27 protein-coding genes are annotated in these 26,224 nt (G+C 55.1%); 15 read left to right on the top strand and 12 right to left on the bottom strand.

Features of this window, described 5'->3' with window-relative positions:
- Positions 1 to 2 precede the first annotated feature (2 nt).
- From QZT71_RS00520 to QZT71_RS00495, 6 genes are all read left to right on the top strand, one after another.
- Positions 3 to 2,219 (top strand): RelA/SpoT family protein, encoded by a 2,217-nt coding sequence (locus tag QZT71_RS00520; protein ID WP_295911130.1) that lies wholly within the window; start codon positions 3 to 5, stop codon positions 2,217 to 2,219.
- A 1-nt stretch (position 2,220) separates the two neighbouring features.
- Positions 2,221 to 2,694, top strand: coding sequence for a hypothetical protein (locus QZT71_RS00515; protein WP_295911128.1), 474 nt, complete (start codon positions 2,221 to 2,223; stop codon positions 2,692 to 2,694).
- 14 nt (positions 2,695 to 2,708) lie between these two features.
- Positions 2,709 to 2,978 carry a hypothetical protein gene (locus QZT71_RS00510; protein WP_295911126.1) on the top strand — a complete coding sequence of 90 codons (270 nt, stop codon included), beginning with the start codon at positions 2,709 to 2,711 and terminating at the stop codon, positions 2,976 to 2,978.
- Positions 2,979 to 3,030: 52 nt separating this feature from the next.
- Positions 3,031 to 3,324, top strand: a complete 294-nt coding sequence (locus QZT71_RS00505) for a hypothetical protein (protein WP_295911124.1) — start codon at positions 3,031 to 3,033, stop codon at positions 3,322 to 3,324.
- A 17-nt stretch (positions 3,325 to 3,341) separates the two neighbouring features.
- Entirely contained in the window at positions 3,342 to 3,728 is a 387-nt protein-coding gene (locus tag QZT71_RS00500; RefSeq protein ID WP_295911122.1) for an HIT family protein, read from the top strand.
- Between the two features lie 683 nt (positions 3,729 to 4,411).
- The gene (locus QZT71_RS00495) at positions 4,412 to 4,861 is read left to right on the top strand and encodes a helix-turn-helix transcriptional regulator (protein WP_363151086.1); all 450 of its coding nucleotides are present in this window, start codon (positions 4,412 to 4,414) and stop codon (positions 4,859 to 4,861) included.
- 325 nt (positions 4,862 to 5,186) lie between these two features.
- On the opposite strand, the gene QZT71_RS00490 is transcribed toward QZT71_RS00495, so the two are convergent.
- Positions 5,187 to 5,681 carry a PaaI family thioesterase gene (locus QZT71_RS00490; protein WP_295911119.1) on the bottom strand — a complete coding sequence of 165 codons (495 nt, stop codon included), beginning with the start codon at positions 5,679 to 5,681 and terminating at the stop codon, positions 5,187 to 5,189.
- A gap of 504 nt (positions 5,682 to 6,185) precedes the next feature.
- Between QZT71_RS00490 and QZT71_RS00485 the strand changes: the two genes are divergently transcribed.
- Genes QZT71_RS00485 through QZT71_RS00475 form a run of 3 tightly spaced genes read left to right on the top strand, consistent with a single transcriptional unit; the run spans position 6,186 to position 8,594 of the window.
- Entirely contained in the window at positions 6,186 to 6,983 is a 798-nt protein-coding gene (locus QZT71_RS00485; protein ID WP_295911118.1) for a CPBP family intramembrane glutamic endopeptidase, read from the top strand.
- Entirely contained in the window at positions 6,976 to 7,827 is an 852-nt protein-coding gene (locus tag QZT71_RS00480) for a zinc ABC transporter substrate-binding protein (protein WP_295911117.1), read from the top strand. Before QZT71_RS00485 ends, QZT71_RS00480 begins: the two co-directional genes overlap by 8 nt.
- Positions 7,824 to 8,594, top strand: coding sequence for an ABC transporter ATP-binding protein (locus QZT71_RS00475; protein ID WP_295911115.1), 771 nt, complete (start codon positions 7,824 to 7,826; stop codon positions 8,592 to 8,594). The genes QZT71_RS00480 and QZT71_RS00475 overlap by 4 nt, the downstream gene beginning before the upstream one ends.
- 19 nt (positions 8,595 to 8,613) lie before the next feature.
- On the opposite strand, the gene QZT71_RS00470 is transcribed toward QZT71_RS00475, so the two are convergent.
- The 3 genes from QZT71_RS00470 to QZT71_RS00460 all read right to left on the bottom strand — a co-directional run bounded on the left by QZT71_RS00470 (position 8,614) and on the right by QZT71_RS00460 (position 11,474).
- The gene (locus QZT71_RS00470) at positions 8,614 to 9,846 is read right to left on the bottom strand and encodes an MFS transporter (protein WP_295911113.1); all 1,233 of its coding nucleotides are present in this window, start codon (positions 9,844 to 9,846) and stop codon (positions 8,614 to 8,616) included.
- 216 nt (positions 9,847 to 10,062) lie between these two features.
- A complete protein-coding gene (locus tag QZT71_RS00465; RefSeq protein ID WP_295911112.1) occupies positions 10,063 to 10,350 on the bottom strand; it encodes a hypothetical protein in 288 nt (95 codons plus the stop codon).
- A 146-nt stretch (positions 10,351 to 10,496) separates the two neighbouring features.
- Entirely contained in the window at positions 10,497 to 11,474 is a 978-nt protein-coding gene (locus QZT71_RS00460; RefSeq protein WP_295911111.1) for a hypothetical protein, read from the bottom strand.
- 320 nt (positions 11,475 to 11,794) lie between these two features.
- Here QZT71_RS00460 and QZT71_RS00455 point away from each other — a divergent pair, with 320 nt between their 5' ends.
- The gene (locus QZT71_RS00455) at positions 11,795 to 12,661 is read left to right on the top strand and encodes a prohibitin family protein (RefSeq protein WP_295911110.1); all 867 of its coding nucleotides are present in this window, start codon (positions 11,795 to 11,797) and stop codon (positions 12,659 to 12,661) included.
- Positions 12,662 to 12,803: 142 nt separating this feature from the next.
- Here QZT71_RS00455 and argS read toward each other — a convergent pair whose 3' ends face one another.
- Positions 12,804 to 14,585 (bottom strand): arginine--tRNA ligase, encoded by a 1,782-nt coding sequence (argS, locus tag QZT71_RS00450; RefSeq protein WP_295911109.1) that lies wholly within the window; start codon positions 14,583 to 14,585, stop codon positions 12,804 to 12,806.
- Positions 14,586 to 14,772: 187 nt separating this feature from the next.
- Here argS and QZT71_RS00445 point away from each other — a divergent pair, with 187 nt between their 5' ends.
- Both QZT71_RS00445 and dusB read left to right on the top strand, forming a co-directional pair.
- Positions 14,773 to 16,050, top strand: a complete 1,278-nt coding sequence (locus QZT71_RS00445) for a hemolysin family protein (RefSeq protein ID WP_295911108.1) — start codon at positions 14,773 to 14,775, stop codon at positions 16,048 to 16,050.
- A complete protein-coding gene (gene dusB / locus QZT71_RS00440) occupies positions 16,047 to 17,069 on the top strand; it encodes a tRNA dihydrouridine synthase DusB (protein ID WP_295911106.1) in 1,023 nt (340 codons plus the stop codon). Before QZT71_RS00445 ends, dusB begins: the two co-directional genes overlap by 4 nt.
- A gap of 99 nt (positions 17,070 to 17,168) precedes the next feature.
- On the opposite strand, the gene QZT71_RS00435 is transcribed toward dusB, so the two are convergent.
- From QZT71_RS00435 to QZT71_RS00420, 4 genes are all read right to left on the bottom strand, one after another.
- A complete protein-coding gene (locus QZT71_RS00435) occupies positions 17,169 to 17,663 on the bottom strand; it encodes a methylglyoxal synthase (RefSeq protein ID WP_295911105.1) in 495 nt (164 codons plus the stop codon).
- A 119-nt stretch (positions 17,664 to 17,782) separates the two neighbouring features.
- Positions 17,783 to 18,187, bottom strand: coding sequence for a DUF5606 domain-containing protein (locus QZT71_RS00430; RefSeq protein ID WP_295911104.1), 405 nt, complete (start codon positions 18,185 to 18,187; stop codon positions 17,783 to 17,785).
- Between the two features lie 21 nt (positions 18,188 to 18,208).
- Positions 18,209 to 18,628 (bottom strand): hypothetical protein, encoded by a 420-nt coding sequence (locus QZT71_RS00425; protein WP_295911103.1) that lies wholly within the window; start codon positions 18,626 to 18,628, stop codon positions 18,209 to 18,211.
- Between the two features lie 14 nt (positions 18,629 to 18,642).
- Entirely contained in the window at positions 18,643 to 19,557 is a 915-nt protein-coding gene (locus tag QZT71_RS00420) for a mechanosensitive ion channel domain-containing protein (protein ID WP_295911102.1), read from the bottom strand.
- Between the two features lie 105 nt (positions 19,558 to 19,662).
- Between QZT71_RS00420 and serB the strand changes: the two genes are divergently transcribed.
- The 3 genes from serB to QZT71_RS00405 are packed head-to-tail and all read left to right on the top strand — an operon-like array spanning position 19,663 to position 22,469.
- Positions 19,663 to 20,886 (top strand): phosphoserine phosphatase SerB, encoded by a 1,224-nt coding sequence (gene serB / locus QZT71_RS00415; RefSeq protein WP_295911101.1) that lies wholly within the window; start codon positions 19,663 to 19,665, stop codon positions 20,884 to 20,886.
- Positions 20,887 to 20,890: 4 nt separating this feature from the next.
- The gene (locus QZT71_RS00410) at positions 20,891 to 21,652 is read left to right on the top strand and encodes a DUF5689 domain-containing protein (protein ID WP_295911100.1); all 762 of its coding nucleotides are present in this window, start codon (positions 20,891 to 20,893) and stop codon (positions 21,650 to 21,652) included.
- The gene (locus tag QZT71_RS00405) at positions 21,630 to 22,469 is read left to right on the top strand and encodes a DUF5689 domain-containing protein (RefSeq protein WP_295911099.1); all 840 of its coding nucleotides are present in this window, start codon (positions 21,630 to 21,632) and stop codon (positions 22,467 to 22,469) included. Before QZT71_RS00410 ends, QZT71_RS00405 begins: the two co-directional genes overlap by 23 nt.
- Here the strand turns inward: QZT71_RS00405 and obgE are convergent.
- The 3 genes from obgE to QZT71_RS00390 form a co-directional block, all read right to left on the bottom strand.
- Entirely contained in the window at positions 22,435 to 23,448 is a 1,014-nt protein-coding gene (gene obgE, locus QZT71_RS00400; protein ID WP_295911098.1) for a GTPase ObgE, read from the bottom strand. The genes QZT71_RS00405 and obgE overlap by 35 nt on opposite strands.
- A 191-nt stretch (positions 23,449 to 23,639) precedes the next feature.
- Positions 23,640 to 24,629: a fibronectin type III domain-containing protein gene (locus QZT71_RS00395; protein WP_295911097.1), complete on the bottom strand. Its 990-nt coding sequence runs from the start codon at positions 24,627 to 24,629 to the stop codon at positions 23,640 to 23,642.
- Between the two features lie 31 nt (positions 24,630 to 24,660).
- Positions 24,661 to 25,956, bottom strand: a complete 1,296-nt coding sequence (locus tag QZT71_RS00390) for a fibronectin type III domain-containing protein (protein ID WP_295911096.1) — start codon at positions 25,954 to 25,956, stop codon at positions 24,661 to 24,663.
- Positions 25,957 to 26,224 lie beyond the last annotated feature (268 nt).

Below are 26,224 nucleotides of genomic sequence, written 5' to 3'. Positions count from 1 at the left end.
GTATGGATTATACTGCCGAGGATGAAATCATAATCAAGGAAAAGTGGGACGACCTGCTCCTCTCGTGCACCAAGATATGCAAGAACGACGAGGACTGGAATTTCATCAAACGTGCTTTTTTCCTGGCCAAAGAGGCCCATCAGGGGGTAAGGCGCCGCTCCGGCGAGCCGTACCTCCTGCATCCTATTGCAGTAGCCAAGATTGTCATCGAGGAAATCGGACTGGGTGTGAAATCGGTCGTGGCGGCGCTGCTGCACGACGTCGTGGAGGACACGGAGTACACCGTGGAGGACATGGAACGCATCTTCGGGCCGAAAATCGCCTCGATGGTCGACGGCCTTACGAAGATGTCGGGTGTTTTCAATGCCGAAACCTCGGAGCAGGCCGAATACTTCCGCAAAGTACTGCTGACCCTTTCGGACGACGTGCGGGTCATCCTCATCAAAATCGCCGACCGCCTGCACAACATGCGCACGCTGGGAGCGATGCCGATGAACAAACAGATTAAAATCACGGGCGAAACAATCTACCTGTTCGCCCCGCTGGCATACAGGCTGGGCCTCTACTCGATTAAAAGCGAGCTGGAAGACCTCTGCATGAAGTACCGCTTCCCGCAGCAATACGCCGAAATCACCCAGAAACTCAACGAAACAGAGGCTTCGCGCCGGGAGTTCATCAACAAGTTCAACGCCCCGATCATCGCCTCGCTCAACCGCGACAACATCAATTACGAAATCTCGGGCCGCGTCAAAAGCGTCTACTCGATATGGAGCAAGATGCAGCGCAAACAGATTCCTTTCGAGGAGATTTACGACCTGTTCGCTATCCGCATCGTATTCAAACCCCTGCCGTTTCCATCCGAAAAAACGCAGTGCTGGCAGGTATATTCCACGATTACGGACATATACACCCCCAAGCCCGACCGCCTGCGCGACTGGATTTCGATGCCCAAGGCCAACGGCTACGAGGCCCTGCATTCGACCGTGATGGGGCCCGACGGCGTGTGGGTCGAGGTGCAAATCCGTACCCAGCGCATGGAGGACATCGCCGAGCGGGGTTTCGCGGCGCACTGGAAATACAAGCACGCTACCATCTCGCAGGACGAGGATGAATTCGACAAGTGGCTGAAACAGATACGCGCGGCGCTGAACAGCCCGACGGAAAATGCGGTCGACTTCCTGGACAACTTCAAGTTGTCGCTATATACATCTGAAATAGTTGTATTTACACCAAAGGGAGAAGCCCGCAAAATGCCGTTCGGCGCCACGGCGTTAGACTTCGCATACGACATCCACTCGAAAATAGGCAACAGCGCCATCAGCGCCAAAATAAACCACAAACTCGAGCCGATCACTACGCGCATCAACAGCGGCGACCAGATTGAAATCATCACGGCCGACAATGCGCGCCCCAAGCCCGAATGGCTCGAGGTCGTGACCACGGCCAAAGCCAAGCAGTCGATTAAGAGTTTCCTCAAGCGCGAGCGGCAAAACAATATCGAGCGGGGTATGCAGATGCTCGACGAGAAGATGAAGTCGCTGAATATCAAATTGAGCGGCCGCGTACTGCGCAAAATCGTCCCCATCTACGAAAGCAACAACAAGGAGGAACTGTACAGCAAAATCGGCGCCGGCATCATCAAGCTCGACGATTTGGACAAGGCGTTGAAAGTCAATTCCAAAAGCAAGATACTCAAGTTCTGGACGCTCTTCATCCCCAAAAAGGAGGAGGAAGAGGGCGACGACACGGCCCTTCCGGGTGAAATCGCCCCGACCGGGGAGGTTCCGCCGGAACCGCAGTTCGAAATCGCCGAATGCTGCAAGCCGATTCCCGGCGACAAGGTGGTAGGCTACCGCGACCCTGCGACGGGCAATATCATCGTACACAAGGCCAGCTGCGACGAGCTGGACAGGCTCGCGGCGCAATTCGGCAAAAACATCGTCAAGGAAGAGATCAAATGGTCGCAGCACAAGGCCATGTCGTACCTGGTGACAGTCGACCTGCGCGGCATCGACCGCATGGGCATCCTGCTCGACCTGGCGAAAGTCGTAAGCGGCGATTTCAGCATCAACATCCGCGAGGTCAGCATCCACAGCCACGACGGCATCTTCGAAGGCAGCATAAGCCTCTACGTGAAGGATGCCGAGGGCCTGCATGACGTCATGGACAAGCTGCGCAAGATAAAAGGCATTGAAAGCGTTAAACGAACCTTAAGCTGATATGGAAGACTTCTCGACCGTAATATGGATCATCGCAATCGTTGCGGCCATGGTATTCAACGGAGTATCGCAGGCCCGCAAACAGGCGAAAAAGCACGCCGGACAATCCGGTAAACACGCCGGGAACGAGGCATGGCCCTCGTGGGATGCCCAGACATCGGCCGATATGCAGCGTCCGGCAGCCGAAGAAGCCGCCAGGAGCGCGAAAAGAGCCGAATTACGTCCTGTACCGGCACCGACCGTCCCCTCGGAGGGTTTCGGAGAAACAACGGGCAAAGCGACCGATTTCATGCAGTCCGAACGCCTTGCCCCCAACAGCACCACAATGACCGCGCAAGGCTCGTCCGCTGCGGGACGGGCTGCCCGGGCCCATGCCGAGGCCACAGAGGACGCAGCAGCGGAAATTACGGAGGATTTCGACCTGCGCAAGGCCGTTATATACTCGGAGATACTCAAGCCCAAATTCGACGAATAACGTCCCGAATTCCGATGGAACGACCGATGACACCCGAAGAAGTGCGTTGGCGGGCAAGCGCCTGCAATCCGGAAAAAATAAAACGGAACTTAAAACTGCAGTATATCCTACTCGGATGCTGGAGCGTCCTGACGCTGGGTTTGGTCGTACTCATATGCCTGAACAGGGAAATACCCGGCTGGGCATCGATAATCACCTTGGTGTGCGGATTTATAATCGTGGTTCTGGGCATTGTCAACAACAAACGTGTTTTGGCGGGCAAAAAACCGTGGGGCGACATCTGATCCCGGTATAAAAGCCCCGCTTCCGGGAAATCAACCTTTAGACGACAGACATATGACACCCGAAGAAGAACAATGGCTGGCGGAATACCACCGGCAGGAGGCGCAGAAACAGGCCAAACGAGGCTATCTCGCACTGGGATGCTGGTGCCTGCTCGCTATCGCATGGCTTATATGCCTCTTCACGGCACCCGACAGGAAGTTTTCGTTCACGGACAGCCTCTTCCTGATAACGATTATTATCAACTGCGCCGCCGCTGTCAAACAGGTCATGGAGGGCAGGCGCATTGCAGCAGGCCGAAAGTCAACGACCAGCACAGGCCCGCATCCTACGAATAATTTACACTAAATTAAAAACGATAAAATATGGCATCCATTTTCTCACGCATCATTGCCGGCGAAATTCCGTCCTATAAAATCGCCGAAGACGAGAACTACTATGCATTCCTCGACATCAATCCGCTGACAAAAGGGCACACATTGGTTGTCCCCAAGAAAGAAATCGACTACATTTTCGATCTCGACGACCAGACACTGGCGGGCATGATGCTCTTTGCGAAACGTGTAGCAGCTAAAATCAAACAGGAAATAGCATGCGCAAGGGTAGCTGTGGTCGTTTTAGGCCTCGAAGTTCCCCATGCACATATCCATTTAATCCCCATTCAAAGCGAAAATGACGTGGATTTCCGCCGCGAAAAGCTTAAATTAACGCCGGATGAGTTCCGGGAAATCGCAACGAAACTCTCTGAATAGAAGGCTGTTTACAAAAATACAATCGTTTGAATTACAAACGGATAGTGGGTTATTAACACTATCCGTTCTTTTTTATTTAACATAATACATAGGAAATATCGGGCTGTTAATAAATTAGTCTGTCAACAGTTCGAAATATTAGAAAAAGTCTGAAATTTTTACTTAATAGGGTGGTGGATTTACAATTGTAAACATCCATCTGCCCTTGTATTTCCATTTGTAATTACATATGTAAATTAACAATCGTTGGTAGAGCTGTTAATTAATCCATTTGTAAAACAGGGAGCGAGTGCGGATAAAATGCGTTTCACATACAGTCCGCAGCCGGTTAAACGATTAAACAAATACAAAACGAAGTACTATAATCCAGCTATTTACAGCGATTACCTACAAAATAATTTCAGCACATAGGTCGTGGGGTAGTGACAACTCGCCATAAGGACTGCCACAGCCCGCATTAAATGTAATTATAGATTAATAATCAGTTATATACATATATCCATATAAACTTTAGATTCAACAAAGCTTATCTGGTAAGTTTTAACAATATTAACTAAATTACAGATGTAAACTTTTTCAACAACTATTAACATTTTACAAATGTAGATTTTTCTTGTTTTACAAAAGAAAAATATTTATATTTGTAAAAAATTACACAAATGAGGGAAAAATTGCTCGATTTGATGAAAAACGAGGGATTGAAGCCGAGCCAGCTCGCAGAACTGCTCGAAATCAATCCCGCCGGAATCTCCCATATTCTTGCCGGACGAAACAAACCGGGCTTCGATATGCTCCAAAAGATTCTCAAGAGGTTCCCCCGAATCAATCCGGATTGGTTGCTACTCGATTCAGATAAGATGTACCGTGACGGGTCGGCAATGCAATCCGGACAGCCATCCGCCGTATCCCCGGCATCGCAAACAGCAGCATCCGGTGCCGACCTTTTCGGCACAGTCGTCTCCGGCAAACTCCAGGACGGAGAAAAATCGAACGACAGGGAACCGGCACACCCACCCAAGGACGCGGCTTCGCAAATCTCATCCGCTCTGTTGACGGACAAGGCAAATGTCAAACGAATCATCGTGCTTTACGACGACCAGACATTCGAAAGTTTCACGCCGACAATGCGCTAAAAAATTCCGCGCGGGGGCCAGTCCGAAATATTCGATTCTCAACGGGATAAATTCAACGACAACTCAGGAATCCGACGCAGCGCAGCCTGCCATCGGGCAATTCTCCACCGGGATTCCGCATAGAACGCAGGCATTCGGACAGCAGACAACAAATACGACCATTTCGCAGGATTCCGGCGAACGATATGAACCGGTGCGATTCTCCCTCCCCGAGGCATATCAGCCCCAAGACCGGTATCGTCAAAAAAGCGGAAATACCTATTTTATATAAAAACGTATAAAGCAGGTCGTTCGAACCTGCCTTGCCATATCACCTTTAGAGCACCTACTTCCCGAAAGGATTCGCCTCCTCCGCTTCGACGCCGCATTCGCAGAAATGGAAGTCGGAGTGCGCTTTTTCCTGTGGAAACATAAAATAGACACACACGGCCTCGGTACATAATTCGCCATTCAAATCATAGATACGAACTCCGATATCGACGATATTGCGCCGCTGCCGCAACACGGCAGCGCGGAGGACAATATGGTCGTCTGTCGTATGAATCGGCCTATGATAGCGGACTTCCATTTTCGAGGTTACACCGCTCGTCTGGAACTTGCGGAATATGACCCAACTGCTGATTTCATCGGCCAAGGTCGCCTGAATACCTCCGTGCAGCGTATTTACCCAGCCCTGATATTCGGGACGGGGACGCCAGAGGCTCACGATTTCGTCACCGTCTTCGTAAAACTCCATGCGCAGCCCCTGCGGACTGTTCGGATCGCAGCCGTAGCAATGGTAACCCTCCATGCCGCGCCAGGGATTCGTTATCCTCTTCATATCGTTCGATTTTATTCTGTCGTTTTACTACCGCACTGTATATTCGGCAAATCATGCCGGTTGCACAACATCGGATACACAGCCCATGCAAAGATAGAAATTTTCAAAAAAAATTGCTTTGACCCGCAAGGGAAATCCGGTTCAATTTATCCGGGAAATTTTCCGGGCCAGCCAATGAGGGAAATGAACATCCTTGCATGCGGCTGAAATATTCGTTCAGCTTTCGGAGGTGTGCCCGAACAAGGCAGGGTTTTTGCTCGGGATGTGGTTATAGGGTTTGAAATCATAAGTTTAAGCGGTTTTTGACGGTTTGGAGTGAACCAATACCAATTACAAGTTATGAAATAATATTACCATTATGTTAAATTATAATTGTGATTATAAATATTACGATTATAAGACACTACTATTCAGTACATTATAAAAAACAAAAGCTATCGCAAGTGACGGCGACATCAAACTTATCTGATTTTTTGCTAATTTTGTAGCATTAAATCCGAACAAATGGTTGAAAATGACCGTTATATAATACGCACGCTGATTATCCTGGCCGCATTCGGGCTGTTTTTCGTATTATGGTATTTCAATCTTCCCACGCAGGCATTCGGCAATGCATTAATTATATATAAATCAACACATTACACAACAAACTATCTACTGGCGGGGCTTATTCCGCTCGGAACGCTGTTCCTGCTGCACAAACGCCGCGACATCGCAGCCTCGATGGGACTCGCACACGGATTCGGCATAGGTCTGCTTTTTGCCCTACTTACGGTACTGCCGATGCTCACCGGCTACGCCGTTATCGGAACGTTCGACCGGGAAATTTCGATAGACGCGGCAGTTACGTGGATATTCGTCGCCGGATTTTTCGAAGAGCTGATATACAGGGGATTTGTTTTCGGACAGTTGTTCCGCTACGCCGCGTGGGGTTTCCTGCCTGCGGCCCTGCTGACGGCGCTGGCATTCGGCTCGCTCCACCTCTATCAGGGCCACGACCTGCTGTCCGCACTCTCCGCGTTCGGCATTACCGCCCTGGGAAGCTTCTTCTTCAGCTGGCTCTATGTCGAATGGAATTACAACCTGTGGAGCGTCATCTGGCTCCACACGCTGATGAACCTGCCGTGGATCCTGTTTCGCGTAAGTACGACCGGCTCCGTCGGCGATGTCTGGGCCAATGCGCTGCGATTGTGCACAATAGCACTTGCCATCGGCCTGACTGTTGCTTATAAGAAGAAAAGGGGACTACCCTACTGCATCACTTATAAAACATTAATTTACAACAGAATACAAAATGCGTAAAATCTGTATCGTCCTGCTCGCAGTTGCGCTGACCTGCGCCTGTACACCCCGCCGGCAAACGGAGGAGAAGACGTTGTACGTTTCGATACTGCCGCTTCGAAGCCTTGTACAGGGTATCGTCGGCGATGATTTCGACATCGAGGTGCTCGTACCGCCGGGTGCAAGCCCCGAAACCTTCGAGCCGACGCCCCGGCAATTCGTCGGCCTGAACAAAGCCCGCATGATTTTTAACGTCGGACTTATCGACTTCGAAACCACGCTGCTGTCCAAAGTCGAAGAGCAGGAAAAAGTCGTGGACTTAAGCCACGGCATCGAACTGATTGCCGGCTCCTGTTCGCATTGCAGCCACGGCCATACGCATGCCCACGGCGTCGACCCCCATGTCTGGACATCGCCCAAAGCCCTGCAGAAAATGGCGGAAAACGCATACGAAGCCATTCGCAGCGCATACCCCGACTCGGTGAAGTACGAAACCAACTACCGGCACCTGCAGCAGGAATTACAAGCTCTCGACAAGCGGACGAAGGAGCAAATAGCAGAAAGCGGCGTGGAATACTTCATCATTTACCACCCGGCCCTCACCTACTATGCCCGGGATTACGGTCTGCGCCAAGTGGCCATCGAGGCCGACGGCAAGGAACCCTCGGCCAGGCAGCTGACGCAAATCATCCGGCAGGCCCGTGAGGACGGCGTGCGGCGCATTCTCTACCAGAACCAGTTTCCGGCATCGACCGTGGAGGTCATCGCACGCGACATCGACGCCGAATACGTGGAGATAGACCCGCTGCGCGAAGACGTAATCGCCAATATCGACGGCATAACCGGTATAATTACAAGCAAATGAACCTGGTGACATTACGCAACGTCGGCGTATCCTACGACGGTTACGAAGCGCTGGCCGGGGTTAACCTGGACATCGCACCGGACGATTTCCTGGGGATTATCGGCCCCAACGGAGGCGGAAAAACGACGCTCGTAAAGGCCATACTCGGCACGGTACCGCACACGGGCGAGGTAAAACTGGCCCCGGAACTGTTCTGCGGCAAAGAGCGGCTGATCGGCTACATGCCCCAGATTTCGGATTTCGACCGGGCATTTCCCATCTCGGTACTCGAGGTGGTATTGTCGGGTTTGCAGGGCCGCAAGGGCTTCGTATCCCGTTACACGAAAGCCGACCGGGTAAAAGTCCTCGGGCTGCTCGCGGCATCGGGCATAGAAGATACGGCACATAAACCGATCGGCGAAGTGTCGGGCGGCCAGATGCAGCGGGCACTGCTGTGCAGGGCTGTGATTTCCGATCCGAAACTGCTGATACTGGACGAACCTGCGAACTTCGTGGACAACAAGTTCGAGAACGAACTATACCGTACGCTGCATGAATTGAACCGCCGCATGGCAATCGTGATGGTTTCGCACGATATCGGCACAATCACCAGCGTCGTAAAGGAGATTGTCTGCGTCAACCGCCGCGTTCACCGCCACCATTCGAACGTAATAACCGAGGAACAGCTGCGCAATTACGACTGTCCTATCCAAATCGTATCGCACGGGCATATCCCCCACACCGTGCTGGAGCACCATCCGGGAGATTGCTGCCGCGACCACGAATAAACGGCCGGCAAGCCGCCGCTTACGCGGTTTTGGCGTTTCCCGGAAGGGTGATGAACCTGGTCAGGAAAGCCCCGAAGAAATAGAGTCCCGCGAGTATCCACACGACACCCTCGCCCCCGACCAGCTGATAGAACAGGCCGACGATGGCGGGCCCGACGAAAACCGGAAGCCCGGCGCCGAGGTTCAGCACCGAAACGGCAGCCCCCTTATCCTTTTTGACGAGCGACGGCATCAGCGCCGACAGGGGGACATAGCCTGCGAGCAAAGCGCCCCAGAGTATGCCGGCGGCCATGACCACCCAAAAGTTACCCGCCGAAAACTGCGGCGAATAGTAGAACAGGAGCGTCGTAATGCCGCAGCCCACGCCGCCGAACCAGATGATGGTATTGCGCCACCCCACTTTATCGCCGACAAATCCGAATATAAGGTTGAAAACAATGTTGGCCGTAAAGATGGTACCCCAAATCTGGAGCCATTCCGTCGTCGTAAAACCGTACTCCGCCATGTACATGGGCAGGAAAACGGGAAAAGCGAACTGGGCCGTCGTATTAATCACACGGACGATACCGCCCAGCAGCACCTTGGGCTCCTCTTTCATTATGGTGATGCCTTTCAGCAGTTCCTTCATCTTTTCCCGGGTGCCTCCGGCAACCGAGGGGCGGTTCTGCGACCTATTCATCACCAGCGCGAAGAACGCCCCCAGCAAAGCCCAGAACACGGATGTCCACAGCGTATTGATATTGCCAATCCGCTCGATGGCCCAGCTGGAATAGTAGGCGCCAAGAACGTTCAGGCCGCCCGTAAATACGAACCAGAACCATCCGACGGCTTTCCCCAACCCCTCTTTCGGCGCGGCGTAGGCAATCCATACGAGGAACGAATAGGCAAACAGCGGATAACCGAACCCGCGCAGGGCGTACGTGACGAGCATCATCGGATAATCCAGCCCGGGCAGCGACAGCCCGACGAAACCGCAGGTTCCCAGCAGGTACATGACAAGTCCGGCGAACATGGTGCGTTTCACCCCATAGGCCTCGGCCAGAACGCCCGAAAACCAGGCGGATATGGCAATAGTAACACCGTACATGGTGAAAAGCCCGGCAGACTGCTCCAGAGAGAGTCCACGCCCGACAAGATAGGGACTCAACCACCCTTGCTCGATGCCGTCGCCCATCATAAAAATAAGGATACCCAGATAAGCCCATGCGAGGTGTTTGGGCAGGCCGATCTTGTCAAAAACAGTTTGGTTCATGCGTAGTTTGGTTTTTTACTGACAAAGCAAACAAAAGGATTTTAAAATGAAATATACTTATTTCCTTTTGCAGCTCAACAAATATACAAACTTTTCGGAATATCCAAAAGAAAGTGACAGAAAGGCAACAAAAAAAACCGCTCCGAAGAGTGGTTTTTTTATTTGCGAGACGGTGTTTTGGAAACGGAAACCGTCTTCAAGCCGGACAGGGCTGCCCTATTTCGTTTCGTTGATTTTGCTCAACTTCTCGAAAAGTTTGTCGTATGCCCCGATCATCTCGGCACGCAAAGCCGCATAGTGCTTGCGCACGAGCGAGGGATTATGCGGCTCGGCGGGATTGTTGGCCTTGGCGAAAAGGTCGTTGCGAACGGCGACGGCCTCCTGCATCACTTCGAAAATCTCGTTTTCTTTCGACGGCTGGAAACAAATAGCCATATCGCAGTCGAAAACCACCTCTTCAAGACGGTAATCGATCTCTTTCTTCAGGTTCCTTAAATTTGCCATATTATCGTGTATTTTTAAAATATGCTCCGACAAAGGTAATAAAACGTTTCGGATTATCAAATATATTCAAGCCCGGGGCACGATGAACTCAAAAAAAGAAAAGGATTCCCTCGCCGGGAATCCCTTTCCTGTATATGTGGCGCCGGTTACATTTTTTCAAGCTCCCTGTAACTCTTTTTAGCGGCGTTTTCGGCTTTCATGGCGGCCTTGGCCTCCTTTTTGGCTATCTTGCGGGCGGCACGCTCCTGCTCCCTTGCAATCCGTCCCGCTTCGCGGAGCTCCTTTTTCGAGTAGCTGCCGGCATCCCGCATATCTTTCCGGAAATCGACATCCGACCCGGGCATCTCGACGATGATGCCCGTGATCGTTTCATCGACCACTTCGCACCTGCAGGGCTCGCAGGCCTGTTCGGGCTGCGGCACCACTTTGGGTTTGGGAATCATCGTACGCTGCTCGACGATATTGCCCGCGCCGTAGTTGATTGTCAGCTCGACCCGGCGCAGCGGCGGCAGGATATTCTTTACCATATATTCCCAGGCCGACGGCATCTTTTTCAGCGCCTGCTCTTTGGCATCGGGCGACTGACTGCCGTCGAGAATGTTCAGCACGGCCTGCTTGTCCGGAACGGCCGACTGCGCGACCAGTGCGCGGCACATCTCCCAGTCTTCGGCCACGGAATTCACCGTCACATCGTATTTCTTCGAGAAACCATACTTCTTGTCCACATAATTCCTGAAGTCCGCAGCCCGGTTTTCAGCCAGCGTCCGGTTGAATTTCACCGGACCGTCGGGCGACGAATAACCTGTGATTTCGACCGATTTGACATTCATCAGCGTATCCTGCATCAGGTTGGCGACGAAGTTGTTCAGCCCGTCGAGTTCCCGTGTATTGCCGTCGAGTTTCGAGGAGAGCTTTGCCAGGTTGATTTGATAGCGAATCCTATAATCCGTATCGTCCTGGCGCTTCACGATGAACCTGCGGACAAGGTAATCGCCGTCGGTAGTCTCCGAAAGCATCACGGTATCGGCCGCAGGCACCGGTGCCGCGCTCCTGACCTGGGCCGTCGCTCCGGCAGCGGCACACAACGCAAGAGATAGAGCGAATGTTGTAAAGATTGTTTTCACGCAAAAATTGTGTTGGTTAATTCTCGCCACCAACATCGCAAGATTCGTACCAGAGAACCAGCCGTTTCACCCGGCAATCCGGACAGTCGTATCCGGCAATTTCATATACTTTGGGGCCTGCAACGGCTATTCGCGGGCAGCAACGGCTACGGCAATACACAAGACGGCACAAATATATACCGACCGCTTCCGCACAGCGACCGCATCGGCCTGCAACGCCATTGCGGGATGCCGACCGCAGTAAATACCGGTATACGGAAGCAAATACGGATTTTTTCCTATATTTGTGAAACCGTATTTACCATTAAAATTATCCGGACATGGATCTTCTCGACAATCCCAAAATCCAGCAGGTCAAACCGCGTCACCTGCTGTTCGCAATCATTCCCCTGCTACTGCTGGGAATCGCATTTATGAGTTGCAAAACAATCGACAGCGGCTCGGTCGGCATCCGCTTCAAGAAATGGTCGTCCGACGCCAGCCAGTACGGCGGCGTACTCGGCACCTGCAAGGGCTGGGTCTGGTTCAATCCCATCACGCAGAACATATTCGAATACCCAGTCTATGTGCAGCGCAAGACCTACGAGCCGTTCCGTGTCAATGCCAAAGACGCCTCGGAATTCACGATGGACCCGACAATCGCCTACCGGCTCGACCCGGACAAGGCGACCGACGTATTCACCAAATACCGCAAGACCCTCGGCGAAATCGAGGACGGCTACATCCGCACCTGCATATACGAGGCTTACCGCACCTGCGCCAACCAATATACGTCGGATTACCTGATGTCGCACCGCGGGGAATTCGAATCGGAAGTGCGCAAGCGGCTCGAAGTCAGCCTTTCGGCGGAAGGATTTATCGTCGAGGAGTTCACCTCGCAGATTACGCCGCCGCAGTCGCTGGCCGAAGCCATCAATGCCAAGAACGAAGCCGTGCAGAATGCGCTGAAAGCGGAGAACAAGGTCAAGGAGGCCGAAGCGAACGCGAAGATAGAGATCGCCAAGGCACAGGGCGAGGCGCAGGCCCTGCGCATCAAGGGCGACGGCGAAGCCTACTACAACCGGGTCGTTGCACAGTCGTTGAGCGCACTGCTCGTGCAGCAGGACGCCGTAAACAAGTGGGACGGCAAACTCCCGACCTACAGCGGCGGCGGAGCGATGCCGTTCATCAACATCGGCGGGAAATAACGGCTGCAGAGCAATTCCGGAAAACCCGGCACACCCGAAAGACGATAAACCGCACCCGGGAAGGGGCAACTGTAAAGGCCGGACTTCGATGAAGTCCGGCCTTTACGGTCTGTAATATCAGATATTTACGGATACGGCGGCATTACATCCGCTCCGGCACGTCGATGCCGAGCAGCTTCATGCCGCTGCGGATAACGCGGGCGACCTGTTCGGCCAGCCGGAGGCGCATTTTACGGGTTTCGGCGTTCTCCTCCTTGAGAATCGAGTGGTCGTGGTAGTACCCGTTGAACTGCTTTGCCAGTTCGTATACGTAGGCACCGACAATCGAGGGGGCGAAACTCTCGCCCGCAGCCCTGACTACGGCGGGATACTCCGTGAGCGACTTGACCAAATCGATCTCCTCGGGCAGGTAATCCGCCTGCACCTCACCGGAGAAATCGATGCCCGCTTCCGCAGCCTTGCGCAGAATCGAGCAGATACGTGCGTGCGTATACTGGATGAACGGGCCCGTATTGCCGTTGAAGTCGATCGACTCGCGGGGGTCGAACAGCATCGTCTTCTTGGGGTCGACCTTGAGGATGAAGTATTTGAGCGCTCCCAGTCCGACCATCGTCGAAACGGCATCGGCCTCCGCCTCTGTGCAGCCGTCGAGCTTGCCCAGTTCGTCCGACATTTCGCGGGCCGTGGCTACCATGCCCGCGATTAAATCGTCGGCGTCGACCACCGTACCCTCGCGCGACTTCATTTTGCCCTCGGGCAGTTCCACCATGCCGTACGACAGGTGTGTGATGTGGTCGCTCCAGTCGGCGTAGCCCAGCTTTTTGAGCACCAGCTTGAGCACCTGGAAATGGTAGTTCTGCTCGTTGCCCACGACATAAATCATGTCGTCGAGCTTATTCTCTTCGAAACGGCGGTAGGCCGTGCCGAGATCCTGCGTCATGTAGACCGATGTGCCGTCACCGCGCAGCAACAGTTTTTCGTCCAGCCCGTCGGCCGTGAGGTCAATCCAGACCGAGTTGTCCGGACGGCGGTAGAAAACGCCCTTTTTGAGCCCCTCCTCGACGAGGCTTTTGCCCAGCAGGTAGGTCTGCGACTCGTAGTATATTTTATCGAAATCGACGCCCAGCGCCTTGTATGTCACGTCGAAGCCCTCGTAAACCCAGCCGTTCATCGTTTCCCAGAGCGAATAGACCTCGGGGTCTTTGGCCTCCCACCTGCGCAGCATCTCCTGCGCTTCGAGCATCACCGGAGCGTTTTTCTTGGCCTCGTCCTCGCTTTGTCCCTGCGCCATCAGCTCCTTGATCTGCGCCTTGTAGTGCTTGTCGAATTCGACGTAATACTTGCCCACGAGGTGGTCACCCTTCATGCCCGACGATGCGGGCGTTTCGCCGTTGCCGTAGAGTTTCCACGCCAGCATCGATTTGCAGATATGAATACCGCGGTCGTTCACCAGGTTGACCTTGATGACATTGTGTCCGTTGGCCCCGAGTATCTGTGCTACGGAATAACCCAGCAGGTTGTTGCGGATATGACCGAGGTGCAGGGGCTTGTTGGTGTTGGGCGACGAATATTCGACCATCACCGTACGGCCCGTGGCCGGAGCCTGTCCGAAATTTTCGTCGGCGGCGAGCTCGGCGAAGCGCGCAGCCCAGAAAGCACTGTCGAGCACCAGGTTCAGAAACCCTTTGATAACGTTGAACGACTTGATTTCCGCGACATTGGCCGTCATATACTCCCCTATTTCGGCTGCCGTGGCCTCGGGCGATTTGCGGCTTCGTCGCAGCAGCGGGAACGTCACGAGCGTATAATCGCCCTCGAACTCCTTGCGGGTTTTCTGAATCTGCAACTGTTCGCCGTCCAACGGGCCGTAAAGTGCCTCCACACAACGGAGGACTGCATCCGAAATAAAGTTTTCAATATTCATAATTTTTGTCGAATTTGCCTGCAAATTTAATGTTTTTCAGCGAATAATTCAATTTCCAGGGCCCATATTCTTCAAACCGGGCGGAAGCGGCACGCCGCAGAGTTGCCGCAGGTTCCCGCAGCACGCAAATAAATTTGGCATTCCCCCTGCCATATGCTATCTTTGCAGGCAAACAAACCCCACATACATGGAGTTCCTTATTATTCTGTTATTGATAGTTCTCAACGGCTTTTTCGCCATGTCGGAAATCGCCATGATTTCGGCGCGCCGCTCCAACCTCGAGATGCAGGCCCGGCAGGGCGACGCAGGGGCGCGGCAGGCACAGAAGCTCATCGAAGATCCGGACGAATTCCTCTCGACCATACAAATCGGCATCACGCTGATAGGCATCCTCACGGGTATCTACTCGGGCGATGCATTGGCGACAAAATTCGGCAGGGAGCTCGCTGCGCTCGGCATATCCCTGCGCACGGCGACAATTGTGGCGCAGATTACAATCGTCATCGTCGTCACCTACCTGACCCTCATCTTCGGGGAACTCGTACCCAAGCGTATCGGCATGAACTCGGCGGAGAAAATCGCCAAGTTCGTGGCGCGCCCCATGCGCCTGCTCTCGCTGCTGGCCTCGCCGTTCGTATGGCTCCTGTCGCGCAGCACGGCAGGCGTAACCCGCCTGCTGGGACTCAAAAAATCGGATTCGAAAGTGACCGAGGAGGAGATACGCTCCATCATCCAGGAGGGCACGGAGGACGGCGAAGTGCAGGAGGTGGAGCAGAAAATCATGGGCCGCGTATTCTCGCTGGGCGACCGGACGGTCGAATCCATCATGACCTTCCGCAGCGAACTGGTCTGGATAGACGCAGCGATGACTCCGGAGCAAATCCGCGAACGGGTCGCCCGCGAGCCCCACAACCGTTATCCCGTGGGCGAGGGAAGCCTCGACAAACTCATCGGCGTGGTCTACCTGAAAGACCTGTTCCGTCAAATCGACGACCCGGAATTCGACATCCGCAAATGCCTTTCGCCGGCAAAATTCTTCCACGAGGGATTCGAAGTTTACAGCGCGCTGGAGCAGCTGCGCAGCGAACAGCTCGGCTACGGCATCGTGTGCGACGAGTTCGGAGTGACGCGCGGCATCATCACCCTGAAAGACATTTTCGAGGCGCTGGTGGGTGAAATCCCCGACAGCTACGAGGAGCCCGACATCATACGGCGCGAGGACGGCAGCTACCTTATCGACGGACAGTGCCCGTTCTACGATTTTCTGGCGTTCTTCGGAGCCGAGAACACCTTTCCGCGCAACGCCTACAACACAATCAGCGGCCTGGTGCTCGACCAGCTGAAGCATATCCCCGCCACGGGCGAAAAGCTACGATGGAACGGGTTCGAGCTCGAAATCGTCGACATGGACGGCGTACGCATCGACAAGATACTGGTAACACACGACATGGAAAGCGCATCATGAAGATAGCCGATATAGAACTCGGGGAGAAACCCCTGCTGCTGGCGCCGATGGAGGACGTGACCGACCCGTCGTTCCGCTACATGTGCAAGCGCTTCGGCGCCGACGTGGTCTACACGGAATTCATCTCGTCGGACGGGTTGATACGCGACGCGGCGAAGTCGCTCAAAAAGCTCGAAATAGACGATGCTGAACGCCCCGTGGGCATTCAGCTCTACGGGCACCTGATCGAACCGATGGTCGAGGCGGCACGCATGGCCGAAGCGGCCGGCCCGGACATCATCGACATCAACTTCGGCTGTCCGGTCAAGAAGATCGCCGGGCGCGGCGCCGGGTCGGGCATGATGCGCGACGTGCCGCTGATGGTCGAGATGACACGGCAAATCGTTGCGACGGTGAAGACGCCCGTGACGGTGAAAACCCGCCTGGGCTGGGACGAAGAGTCGAAGAATATCGAAGAAATCGCCCTGCGGTTGCAGGACATGGGCATCGCGGCACTGACCATACACGGCCGCACGCGGTCGCAGATGTACCGCGGCGAGGCGGACTGGACGTTAATCGGCAAGGTGAAAAACAACCCGCAGATTCATATTCCGATTATCGGCAACGGCGACGTGGACTCGGGGCCGAAAGCGGCCGAAATGTTCGACCGCTACGGCGTGGACGGCGTAATGATCGGACGGGCGACCTACGGACGTCCGTGGATATTCCGCGAAGTGAAGCACTACCTCGCAACGGGCGAGGTGATGCCCCAGCCGTCGGTCTGCGAACGGGTGGAGATTGCCAAGGAGCACCTGCGCAAATCGCTCGAAATAAAAGGTGAATTCGTCGGCATCCTCGAGATGCGCCGCCACATGTCGAACTATTTCAAGGGACTGCCCGATTTCAAGCAAACACGCCTGAAACTCGTCACGTCGCTCGACATTGAGGAGCTGTTCGCGACACTCGACTCGATTGCCCAGCGTTGGGGCGACTTCGACGTGAGCGGCACCGTTCCGGCTCCGCTTTCACACGACTTATAGTAACAGGGCGGGAAACCTCCGCCATACCGGATTGGCAGTTCCGAGATACGATAAAGGGGCTGTTTTCGACAGCCCCTTTAAATCCTATCCCGCACTACCCTATTTCAGCACGCGCTCGATGTAGGCTTTGTAATCCTTTACGACGGGTTCGTAATCGTCGTCCTCGAAAAGCGGCGAGGATATCAGGAAGTCGGCCGAGGAACGGTTGATGGCCGTCGGAATGTTATAAAGCGTCGCGAGGCGCAACAGGGCCTTGACATCGACATCGTGCGGCTGCGCCGACATGGGATCCCAAAAGAAAATCAGGGCGTTGATTTTGCCGTCGGCAATCAGCGAGCCCAATTGCTGGTCACCGCCCAGCGGGCCCGATTTGAGCAACGTAATCTTCAGGTCGAGCACCTCACCATGTTCCTCCCCGATTTCATGCTCCTCCTTGTGGTCGCGCAGCGTCTTCTCGACCATCTTGCCGGTCGTACCCGTACATACGAGGTGGTGGCGGCATAATTTCATGCTGTTCCAGTCGACCCATTCGGCCAAATCGCGTTTCATATTGTCGTGGGCGACCAATGCCAGTACTTTTGTCTTCTTATCCATAACGCAAATTGTTTTTCCTCGAACAAAGATAGCATAAACCCGGTAACAACGGCAAGGAAAGCCGGTGAATTTAACCGGGATGTAACACAAAAAAGTCCCGCCGGGGCGGGACTGTCGCATTACTCGTTTTCGGCAGGAAGTTTGAACTCCGTAAAGCCGGCATTTACCAGCGTGTTATACCACGCGAAGCACTTTTTCATGTCGGACACGTGCACCCGGTCGCGGTCGTATTCGGGAAGCACCTCGGCGAAATACGCTTTCAGTTTCTCGGGCGCCTCTTTCGGACTGATGGCCTCCTTGCCGCCCGTGTGGGCATAAATCTTCGTGAATACATCGGCCAGCGGAATGTCGTCGCCCTCGGTGAACATCGATATTTCGGTCAGGGAGCTCACTTTCGAGGAGGCGGAGGCATTCATCCGCCTGCCGTCGAGCAGCGATTCGACAATCACGCCGTTCGTAGACTGCGCGACATACTTATAAAGTCCGGGCTGGCCCGAAATGGCCAGGATTTCTTTCAATTCCATATTTATCTTATATCTGGTAAATTAATTCTCGTCCGGTTCGGGTTCGGAACCACCCGCTACCGTATAATTATACACCTGCGTCGAAGCGAGCACGCTGTAGGGATTCATGGCGGCGACCACGAAAGATACCTTTGAGCCGGCTTCCTGGGCAGGTATTTTCCCCTCGAAGATTACCGACGTATCGGATTTGGTATAGAAATAAGGCGTGGTCGACTTCGCATTCTCCTGGTCCTCGCCCAGCCAGTACACGATCCATCCGCTGTACAGCCCGTAGGTGCTCGTTATGGGGACACGTACGGTAACCACATTGTCTGCCTGCACGTCCGTCGGCGTATAGGTAACCTCACCGAGTTGGGGGGGGGTCCTGTACTCCGGGCCCAACTCTTTGTTGCAGGCCGCCATGCAGCAGGCTGCGGCAATCAGTAATAACAGCTTTTTCATCTTGATTTTCTCGGTTAATTATTTTTCACGTGTACATCCATCTGCGGGAACGGGAAATTAATCCCCTTTTCGGGCAGTTGTTTGTAAAATTTCTCGTTGTTCTCGAAGAATACATTCCAGTAATCGGCATTGTTCACCCACGCGCGGGCGGAGAGGTTCACCGAACTGTCGGCAAGCGCCGCGACCCATACCACGGGCGCAGGGTCTTTCAGCACACGGCTGTCGGCGGCGAGAATGTCGAGGATCGCCTTGCGGGCCACATCCACGTCGTCGCCGTAGGAGATTCCGACCGACCAGTCCACGCGGCGCAGTTCGGAGGTCGAGTAATTGTCGATAATCGCCGTGGCAATCGCGTTGTTCGGAATGTAAATTGTTTGGTTATCTCCCGTGGTGATGACCGTGGAGAAGAGTTTAATCTCACGTACCGTGCCCGACTGTCCCTGCGCCGAGATGAAATCGCCGACACGATAGGGTTTCATCAGCAGAATCATCACGCCGCCCGCGAAGTTCTGGGCCGTACCGCTCAAAGCCATACCGATGGCCAGCGTGGCGGCCGAGAAGACGGCGATGAGCGACGTGACGTTGACGCCCAGCGTCGACACGACGATCAGCACCAGCAACAGCGTGAAGACTACCCGCACGGTATTGCGCATGAAAGACCGGAGCGAAATATCGACGTGGCGGTGCTCCAGCGCCAAATCGAGCAGTTTCACGATACGGCGCAGCACCCAGCGGCCGACGAAGTAAATCGCCAGCGCGAGGACAATCTTCAACAAAATCCAGATAGACTCCGACAGCATATTCTGCAGCACCTGTTCGAAGTCCATGTTCGCGATTTTGTTGACTGCTTCGGCAAGGTTGGCTTTCTGGACGCTGTCGGGCAGCATCAGCGGCGCCGTATCACCGGCACCGGTAAAAAGAGGCCACATAAAGTTCAATATTTAAAGTTTGAGTGCAAAATTAACCAAAAAAAAGAGAAGTTTACTAACTTTGTCAACGAATTTACGGAAAGGAAACAGGAAAAACGACATACAATGCAGAACAACGTTGAGATTATCCAAATCAACATCTCCGGCGAAGACAAGCCGGGAATGACCTCCACACTCACCGAAATACTCGCGCGTTACGACGCTTTCATCCTCGACATCGGACAGGCCAATATCCACCAGTCGCTGACACTCGGCATCCTGTTCAAGACCACTTCCGACAAGTCGGGAAACATCATGAAAGAGCTGTTGTTCAAGGCATCGGAACTGGGCGTGATGATTCGCTTCACACCGATTTCGGAACAGAAATACGATGACTGGGTGGGCCGCCAAGGCAAGAACCGCTACATCATCACCCTGCTGGGCCGCACCGTCACGGCGCGCCACATCGCCGAAGTGACCAAAGTCGTGGCGCAGCACGACCTGAATATCGACGCCATAAAACGCCTCACGGGCCGCATGCCCCTGTGCGAGGACGACCGCGCGGCCAAGGCCTGCATCGAACTCTCGGTACGCGGCTCGCTCACGGACGAAGACCGCAGCACCATGCAGGCGGGCTTCATGAACCTCTCGGAAATCGGACTCGACGTATCGTTCCAGAAAGACGACATCTACCGCCGCAGCCGCCGGCTGATTTGCTTCGACATGGACTCGACGCTGATCGAAACCGAAGTAATCGACGAACTGGCCGAGCGCGCCGGGGTCGGCGACGAAGTGCGCGAAATCACGGCACGCGCCATGCGGGGCGAAATCGACTTTCGCGAAAGTTTCACGCAGCGCGTGGCCCTTTTGAAAGGACTCGACGTGTCGGTCATGGAGGAGATTGCCCGCAACCTGCCCATCACCGAGGGGCTGGAGCGCATGATGACCATCCTCAAGCGCGTGGGATACAAGACGGCCATCCTCTCGGGCGGCTTCACCTATTTCGGCAACTACCTGCGCCAAAAATACGGTTTCGACTACGTTTACGCCAACGAACTGGAAATCGAGGACGGCAAACTCACGGGCCGCTACGTCGGCGAGGTGGTCGACGGACGCCGCAAAGCCGAATTGCTGCGCCTGCTGTGCCAGTTCGAAGAGATCAACATCGCCCAGTCGGTAGCCGTCGGCGACGGCGCCAACGACCTGCCGATGCTCAACCTCGCAGGCCTCGGGATTGCGTTCCACGCCAAGCCCAAAGTCAAAGCGACGGCACGCCAGTCCATCTCGACCATCGGCCTGGACGGTATCCTCTACTTCCTCGGCCTCAAGGATTCCCGCATCGAACAATAGCCGTATGCGCCGCCTTCCGCTGCTTTGCGCCGTGATATTGCTGGCCGGGTGTTACGACTCCCGGTTCGGAAAACCCGGCGGGGATACACCGCCGGAACCCGTCACGACGACCATCGGCGAGCTGCGCGCAAAATATGCGGGCACGACATTCCCGGTGACCGGGGATATTGTGGTTTCGGGCCGGGTGAACACCAGTGACCTCGGCGGAAACTTTTACCGCACGCTCTGCATCGAGGACGAGGGCGCCGGCATGGAAATCATGGCCGGCATCGACCAACTGCACAACGATTTCCCGATGGGATGCCGGGTCACACTGCGGCTTAAGGGGCTGGCGCTGGGCGAAAGCCGCGGCATATTGCAGGCCGGACGCACACCCGCCGCCGGAAGCGGTTTCGTAACGGATTACATCGGCTCGAAACCGGCTCTGGACGCTGCGCTCACACGCAACGGAGAGCAGCTGCATCCACTCGTGCCCACCCTGCTGACGATTCGCGAACTGACACCCGAGCGATGCGGCACGCTGGTGCGGCTCGAAGCGCTCCGGTACACTCCGGAAGACCTCACGCCCGGCACGTGGGCCGGATACAAGCGTTTTACGGACGACAACGGGGCCGAAGTCCACACGTACGTACGCAACTATGCCCGGTTTGCAGGCGACGAAGTGCCCGTCGGGCGCTGTACGCTTACGGGGATTCTGCAATACGACGATGCCGGTGACGGCCGTTACATCCTCAAACTGCGCGATGAAAACGACTGCACGCATTAAACGGCTCCTGCTGACGGCACGGGCCGTATCGGCGGCGATGGCCGCAGCGCTGGCACTGACACTGCCGGCCTGCGACAAGTCGTCGGAGCCCCGCTTCGGAAACGAAGGCGGGGAAGAGGCGACAAGTACGATTGCACGACTCAAATCCCTCTGTACGGGCGAATGCACCCCCGTAACCGCAGACATTACCGTCGGGGGCGTGGTCACGGCCAACAATTTGTACGGCGAATTCCACAAGACACTCGTCATACAGGATGAAAGCGGCGGAATCTGCATCGCCGTCGACGGCGCGGAACTCTATGTCGATTATCCGGTCGGCGCGGCCGTGACCGTCTACTGCAACGGACTGACGTTGTGCGACTACGGAGGGAAAGTACAGCTCGGCACAACTCCTGCGGACGCATACGGCGCAGGACGCATTCCCCGTGCGGAACTGGGTCGTTATCTCCGGGTGAGCGGCGACGGGGAAAATCCCCTGCGTCCCGCGGCACTCACGTTCGGCGAAATCGGCCCCCGGCATATCGACACTTACGTATATTTCAACGGCGTGCATTTCGCCGAAACGGGCAACTGGTGCGACACCGACCCGGAAACCGGCCGTCCCGTGACGACCGAACGGCTGCTGGCCGACGGCACCGGCCGCACACTCCCGGTGCGGACGTCAGGCACCTGCACATACGCAACGGAGCCCGTACCGCAGGGTACAGGCTCCATATATGGTGTAATCGATTATTTCAACGGGAAATACACGCTCCGCGTCACCAACCGCGAAATCGACTTCGCTACCGGTGCAGGGCTTCCCACAGCATATCCTTGAGCTGTATGATGTTCAGTCCCGAAACCGACGAGATAAACACCGACGGCACTCCCTCCGGAAGATGGGACTTCATCTGCCCGATCAATTCGTCGTCCAACATATCGCACTTCGTGACGGCCAGCAGGCGCTGTTTGTCGAGCAACTCGGGATTATACTGCGTCAGTTCGCCCAGCAGCACCTCGTAATCGTGCCGGATGTCATCGCTGTCGGCGGGAATCATGAACAACAGCACCGAATTGCGTTCGATATGGCGCAGGAAGCGGGTTCCCAGGCCCCGGCCCTCGTGCGCCCCCTCGATAATGCCGGGAATATCGGCCATGACGAACGACTTGTGGTCGCGGACTTCGACGATGCCGAGGTTGGGCTCGAGCGTCGTAAAGGCATAGTTGGCAATCTTGGGTTTGGCGGCGGAAACCACCGACAGCAGCGTGCTCTTGCCCGCATTGGGGAAACCGACCAGCCCCACGTCTGCCAGCACTTTCAGTTCGAGGATAAAAGCCCCCTCGTCGCCCTCCTCACCCGGCTGTGCATAGCGGGGCGTCTGGTTCGTGGCGCTTTTGAAATGCCAGTTTCCGAGGCCGCCGCGCCCGCCCTGCAGCAGCACCAGCTGCTCGCCGTCGGCCGTAACCTCGCCTACATCCTCCAGGGCTGTGGTACCGTCCTCCAGCTCGACGATGCGCCGGGCGACCGTGCCCAGCGGCACGGGAATGACAATATCTTTGGCATCCTTACCCGACGACCGGGCGCCGGAACCGTTCTGGCCATCCTCGGCAAACTGGTGGCGCTGGTATTTGAGGTGGATGAGCGTCCAGTACTGGCTGTCGCCCTGCAGGACGATACTGCCGCCCTTGCCGCCGTCGCCACCGTCGGGGCCGCCGAACGCCACGAATTTCTCACGGCGGAAATGCGCCGATCCGGCCCCTCCGTGTCCCGAACGGGCAAATATCTTTACGTAATCTACAAAGTTAGATCCTGCCATACCTTACTGTTTAAGGTGCAAAGATAGTGCAAGCCGGGGGGAGAACCAAATTTATTTGGAAATTGCCCGGCCGCATCTTCCGGCAAGGCACCCCGGGAAGCGATATTCCCGGACAGCGGGCGTCCTCGCACTTTGCGGCGATAAAAAAGCGCCCGTGGTTTCCACGGGCGCCCTGATCACCGGGAACCGGCTTATTTCTTGCGCGTCAGCACGATGTCGGACTCACCGAGGTAGTAACGGGCATAGGCCCCCTGCTTGGGATTCCACTGGAAGATGGAGGGCGTCCAGGTTTTGTTGGAGATGACGGTCGACCCCACACGCAGTTCGTCGCCGTTTATCGTGACGGGAAGTTCGCATTCGCAATCGGAGAAAGTCTTGTCGTCAGCACCGCCGAGCAGGTAGTACGGGCCGAGTTCATCGGTAGCAAACCAGCTCATCACATTGAACTTGGTGGTCGCATCGACGACAATCGAACCGTCTTCCTTGAGCTGAAGGAACCATTTGGGGCCGAATCCTTCAACGGCCAGCTCTTCGGTAAAGCCCTCCTTGATAAGCGCTTCATAGGTTCGGGCGCTGCCCTCTTTCTTGAAGTCACCGAGTCCCTGACAGACGAGGTAGTTCTCCTTGCGGAATTTCCGCGATCCGACCTGCGCCACGATGTCGACATCGAATGTCCACTCCTCGGTCTGGTAGAAGAAACCGCCCCCGGCAACATCGATGCCCGTAGCGTATTTTACGGTCTGCTTGCCGACCCATGAACCGACGAGGGCGTCGAACTCGGCCGACTGAATCATTCCGGAAGTATCCTCTTCGAGCGTGGTGACTTTAATCTCGGCCGCCTCGGAAGTCGTGTACTCCGAACCGCTCGAAAGCGCTTTGACCGCAACCGTATATTCGGTTCCGGGCTCCAGTTCCTCGAAACGGGCGGATGTGCCCGATGTGCTGGACTGGGCGCCTCCGTTGAGCGAATAGATATATAAATCCGCGTGTTCGACGGGCTGCCAGGTCACGACGAAAGCCTCCTCCTCGACCGTTCCCTTGGCCAGGACAGGGGCGGCGAGCTGCGTCCCGTTGTTATTCCCGTTGTTGTTTCCATTGTCCCCGTCGTCGTCGGAATCACTGCAAGCGGCAAATCCCAGCAACAGGAAAGCGCACATCAAAATTCTGCTGATCTTTTTCATTGTATTTATCGTTATAAAATTATTCGTGATTTTATTCGGCCTTTGCGGTCTTCTGCGTCTTCTCAATCCAGAAATCGGATCCGCTCTTGCTGATGCCCAGCACACAGACCGAATAGGCGGTTCCGGCAGCCAGTCCGCTCTTACTGATGGTCTGCGTCCCGGTATACTCGTCCTTGGTAGGCATCACCTGCTCCTTGAACGCATTCATTCCACCGGCCATCAATACTTCCATACCCAACGAAGAGGTCTTTGTGACATAGACATAGTACTTCTCGATGGCGACATCGGGCGTGCAGACGACGTCGAACCCGTTGGCAGTGACGTTCTCGATGGCTACGGCCACCTCGCCCGACGCATCGGGAAGGGTCGTGGCGGGTACCGACATGAGGCGGGTCGTGAGCAGGTCGCCCGGGGCATACCACCCCACTGCATAAACGACGTAGTCGGTTTCGGGTTTCAGGCCGGTGAATTCGAAAGGATGGTCGCCCTGTACGAGTTGCGCGGCCAGATATTCCTCGAAGCTCACCCCTGCAAACAGAGCCGAGGCGTTGAGCTTGCGGCGCACCGCAACGATGAACTCGTCCTGCGAAGCGTATTTGTCGAAATCGGATTTCAGCGCATAACCGCAGTAATAGGTGCGTGTCTGACTTTTAGGAGAAACGGATACGGAAATGCTGTTCATCCCGGTATCCGTGAGCGAAAGCGTGAAGGACTCCTGCTCCATAGCCGCAGCGACAGTCAATTCGGCGACTTCCGAATCGAGGTGCTGAACCAGCTCGGAAACGGCCCGCACCCGCACCGTAACCGGCATACCGGGTTCCAGTCCCGAAACGACAGCCGTCAGAGCGGAGGTTTCCTGTTCCGCACCGCCGTCGACCGTATAGACATAGGACGTCGCATCGGGAACCTTTTCCCAGACAATCGCAACGGAACTCTCGGTCACGTCGCCCGCCGTCAGCACAGGAGCGGCAAGCCGGGTGGCAGGCAGGGTCGCCACGGTGATGCCGGCGAATTCCGAATCCAGGTATTGTTTCTGCCCCGCCACCGCCTTCACCTTCACGGTATAGCTGCGACCGGGTTCCAGCCCGTCGAACAGCACCTCGGGCTGGGTTACGGGAGTTGCGGCGCCGTCATCGAGCGTACATACGTAAGAGGCCGCATTTGCCACGGCATCCCATACTACGCCAAGCGACACCTGTGTCACAACACCCTCTGCCAGGACAGGGGTGTCCAAAGCTACCGGGTCCACGGGTTTCTCGTCATCCGAGCAGCCTGCAAGGAGAGTACCCGATACTAAAAAAGTCAGAAAGAGTAATTTTTTCTTCATAAGCTGAAAAAGTTAAAAAATTTGCTGCAAAATCTCATCAACCTGCTGATTCAAAGCGTGTAAACCCCGTAAAAGATTGCCAGAAATGGGTATGGAACAACTGAATCGGTTTTCGTAAATATCGTCACAAAGCACACATCAAAGTCCTCATAATACGCTAAAAAGGCGAATCAGGCGTCTAATCGGGAAAAAACCGGCGCCAATCGGGAATGCCCGATTGTTGCATTTTTTTATTATTTTTGTCCGGAAACGTCACACCCGCTTACTA

Source organism: uncultured Alistipes sp. (genome assembly GCF_902388705.1).
Classification (GTDB): Bacteria; Bacteroidota; Bacteroidia; order Bacteroidales; family Rikenellaceae; genus Alistipes.
This window is presented reverse-complemented; position numbering and strand designations above follow the sequence as displayed.

Bases quoted from the DNA above. Each gene is read 5' to 3' on its own strand.
- QZT71_RS00480 (WP_295911117.1), top strand. From the start codon at position 6,976: ATGCGTAAAATCTGTATCGTCCTGCTCGCAGTTGCGCTGACCTGCGCC.
- QZT71_RS00495 (WP_363151086.1), top strand. From the start codon at position 4,412: ATGAAAAACGAGGGATTGAAGCCGAGCCAGCTCGCAGAACTGCTCGAA.
- QZT71_RS00430 (WP_295911104.1), bottom strand. From the start codon at position 18,187: ATGGAATTGAAAGAAATCCTGGCCATTTCGGGCCAGCCCGGACTTTAT.
- QZT71_RS00410 (WP_295911100.1), top strand. From the start codon at position 20,891: ATGCGCCGCCTTCCGCTGCTTTGCGCCGTGATATTGCTGGCCGGGTGT.
- QZT71_RS00520 (WP_295911130.1), top strand. From the start codon at position 3: ATGGATTATACTGCCGAGGATGAAATCATAATCAAGGAAAAGTGGGAC.
- QZT71_RS00490 (WP_295911119.1), bottom strand. From the start codon at position 5,681: ATGAAGAGGATAACGAATCCCTGGCGCGGCATGGAGGGTTACCATTGC.
- QZT71_RS00515 (WP_295911128.1), top strand. From the start codon at position 2,221: ATGGAAGACTTCTCGACCGTAATATGGATCATCGCAATCGTTGCGGCC.
- QZT71_RS00405 (WP_295911099.1), top strand. From the start codon at position 21,630: ATGAAAACGACTGCACGCATTAAACGGCTCCTGCTGACGGCACGGGCC.
- QZT71_RS00445 (WP_295911108.1), top strand. From the start codon at position 14,773: ATGGAGTTCCTTATTATTCTGTTATTGATAGTTCTCAACGGCTTTTTC.
- QZT71_RS00500 (WP_295911122.1), top strand. From the start codon at position 3,342: ATGGCATCCATTTTCTCACGCATCATTGCCGGCGAAATTCCGTCCTAT.
- QZT71_RS00475 (WP_295911115.1), top strand. From the start codon at position 7,824: ATGAACCTGGTGACATTACGCAACGTCGGCGTATCCTACGACGGTTAC.
- dusB (WP_295911106.1), top strand. From the start codon at position 16,047: ATGAAGATAGCCGATATAGAACTCGGGGAGAAACCCCTGCTGCTGGCG.
- QZT71_RS00420 (WP_295911102.1), bottom strand. From the start codon at position 19,557: ATGTGGCCTCTTTTTACCGGTGCCGGTGATACGGCGCCGCTGATGCTG.
- QZT71_RS00510 (WP_295911126.1), top strand. From the start codon at position 2,709: ATGGAACGACCGATGACACCCGAAGAAGTGCGTTGGCGGGCAAGCGCC.
- QZT71_RS00485 (WP_295911118.1), top strand. From the start codon at position 6,186: ATGGTTGAAAATGACCGTTATATAATACGCACGCTGATTATCCTGGCC.
- QZT71_RS00425 (WP_295911103.1), bottom strand. From the start codon at position 18,628: ATGAAAAAGCTGTTATTACTGATTGCCGCAGCCTGCTGCATGGCGGCC.
- obgE (WP_295911098.1), bottom strand. From the start codon at position 23,448: ATGGCAGGATCTAACTTTGTAGATTACGTAAAGATATTTGCCCGTTCG.
- serB (WP_295911101.1), top strand. From the start codon at position 19,663: ATGCAGAACAACGTTGAGATTATCCAAATCAACATCTCCGGCGAAGAC.
- argS (WP_295911109.1), bottom strand. From the start codon at position 14,585: ATGAATATTGAAAACTTTATTTCGGATGCAGTCCTCCGTTGTGTGGAG.
- QZT71_RS00390 (WP_295911096.1), bottom strand. From the start codon at position 25,956: ATGAAGAAAAAATTACTCTTTCTGACTTTTTTAGTATCGGGTACTCTC.
- QZT71_RS00435 (WP_295911105.1), bottom strand. From the start codon at position 17,663: ATGGATAAGAAGACAAAAGTACTGGCATTGGTCGCCCACGACAATATG.
- QZT71_RS00470 (WP_295911113.1), bottom strand. From the start codon at position 9,846: ATGAACCAAACTGTTTTTGACAAGATCGGCCTGCCCAAACACCTCGCA.
- QZT71_RS00465 (WP_295911112.1), bottom strand. From the start codon at position 10,350: ATGGCAAATTTAAGGAACCTGAAGAAAGAGATCGATTACCGTCTTGAA.
- QZT71_RS00455 (WP_295911110.1), top strand. From the start codon at position 11,795: ATGGATCTTCTCGACAATCCCAAAATCCAGCAGGTCAAACCGCGTCAC.
- QZT71_RS00395 (WP_295911097.1), bottom strand. From the start codon at position 24,629: ATGAAAAAGATCAGCAGAATTTTGATGTGCGCTTTCCTGTTGCTGGGA.
- QZT71_RS00505 (WP_295911124.1), top strand. From the start codon at position 3,031: ATGACACCCGAAGAAGAACAATGGCTGGCGGAATACCACCGGCAGGAG.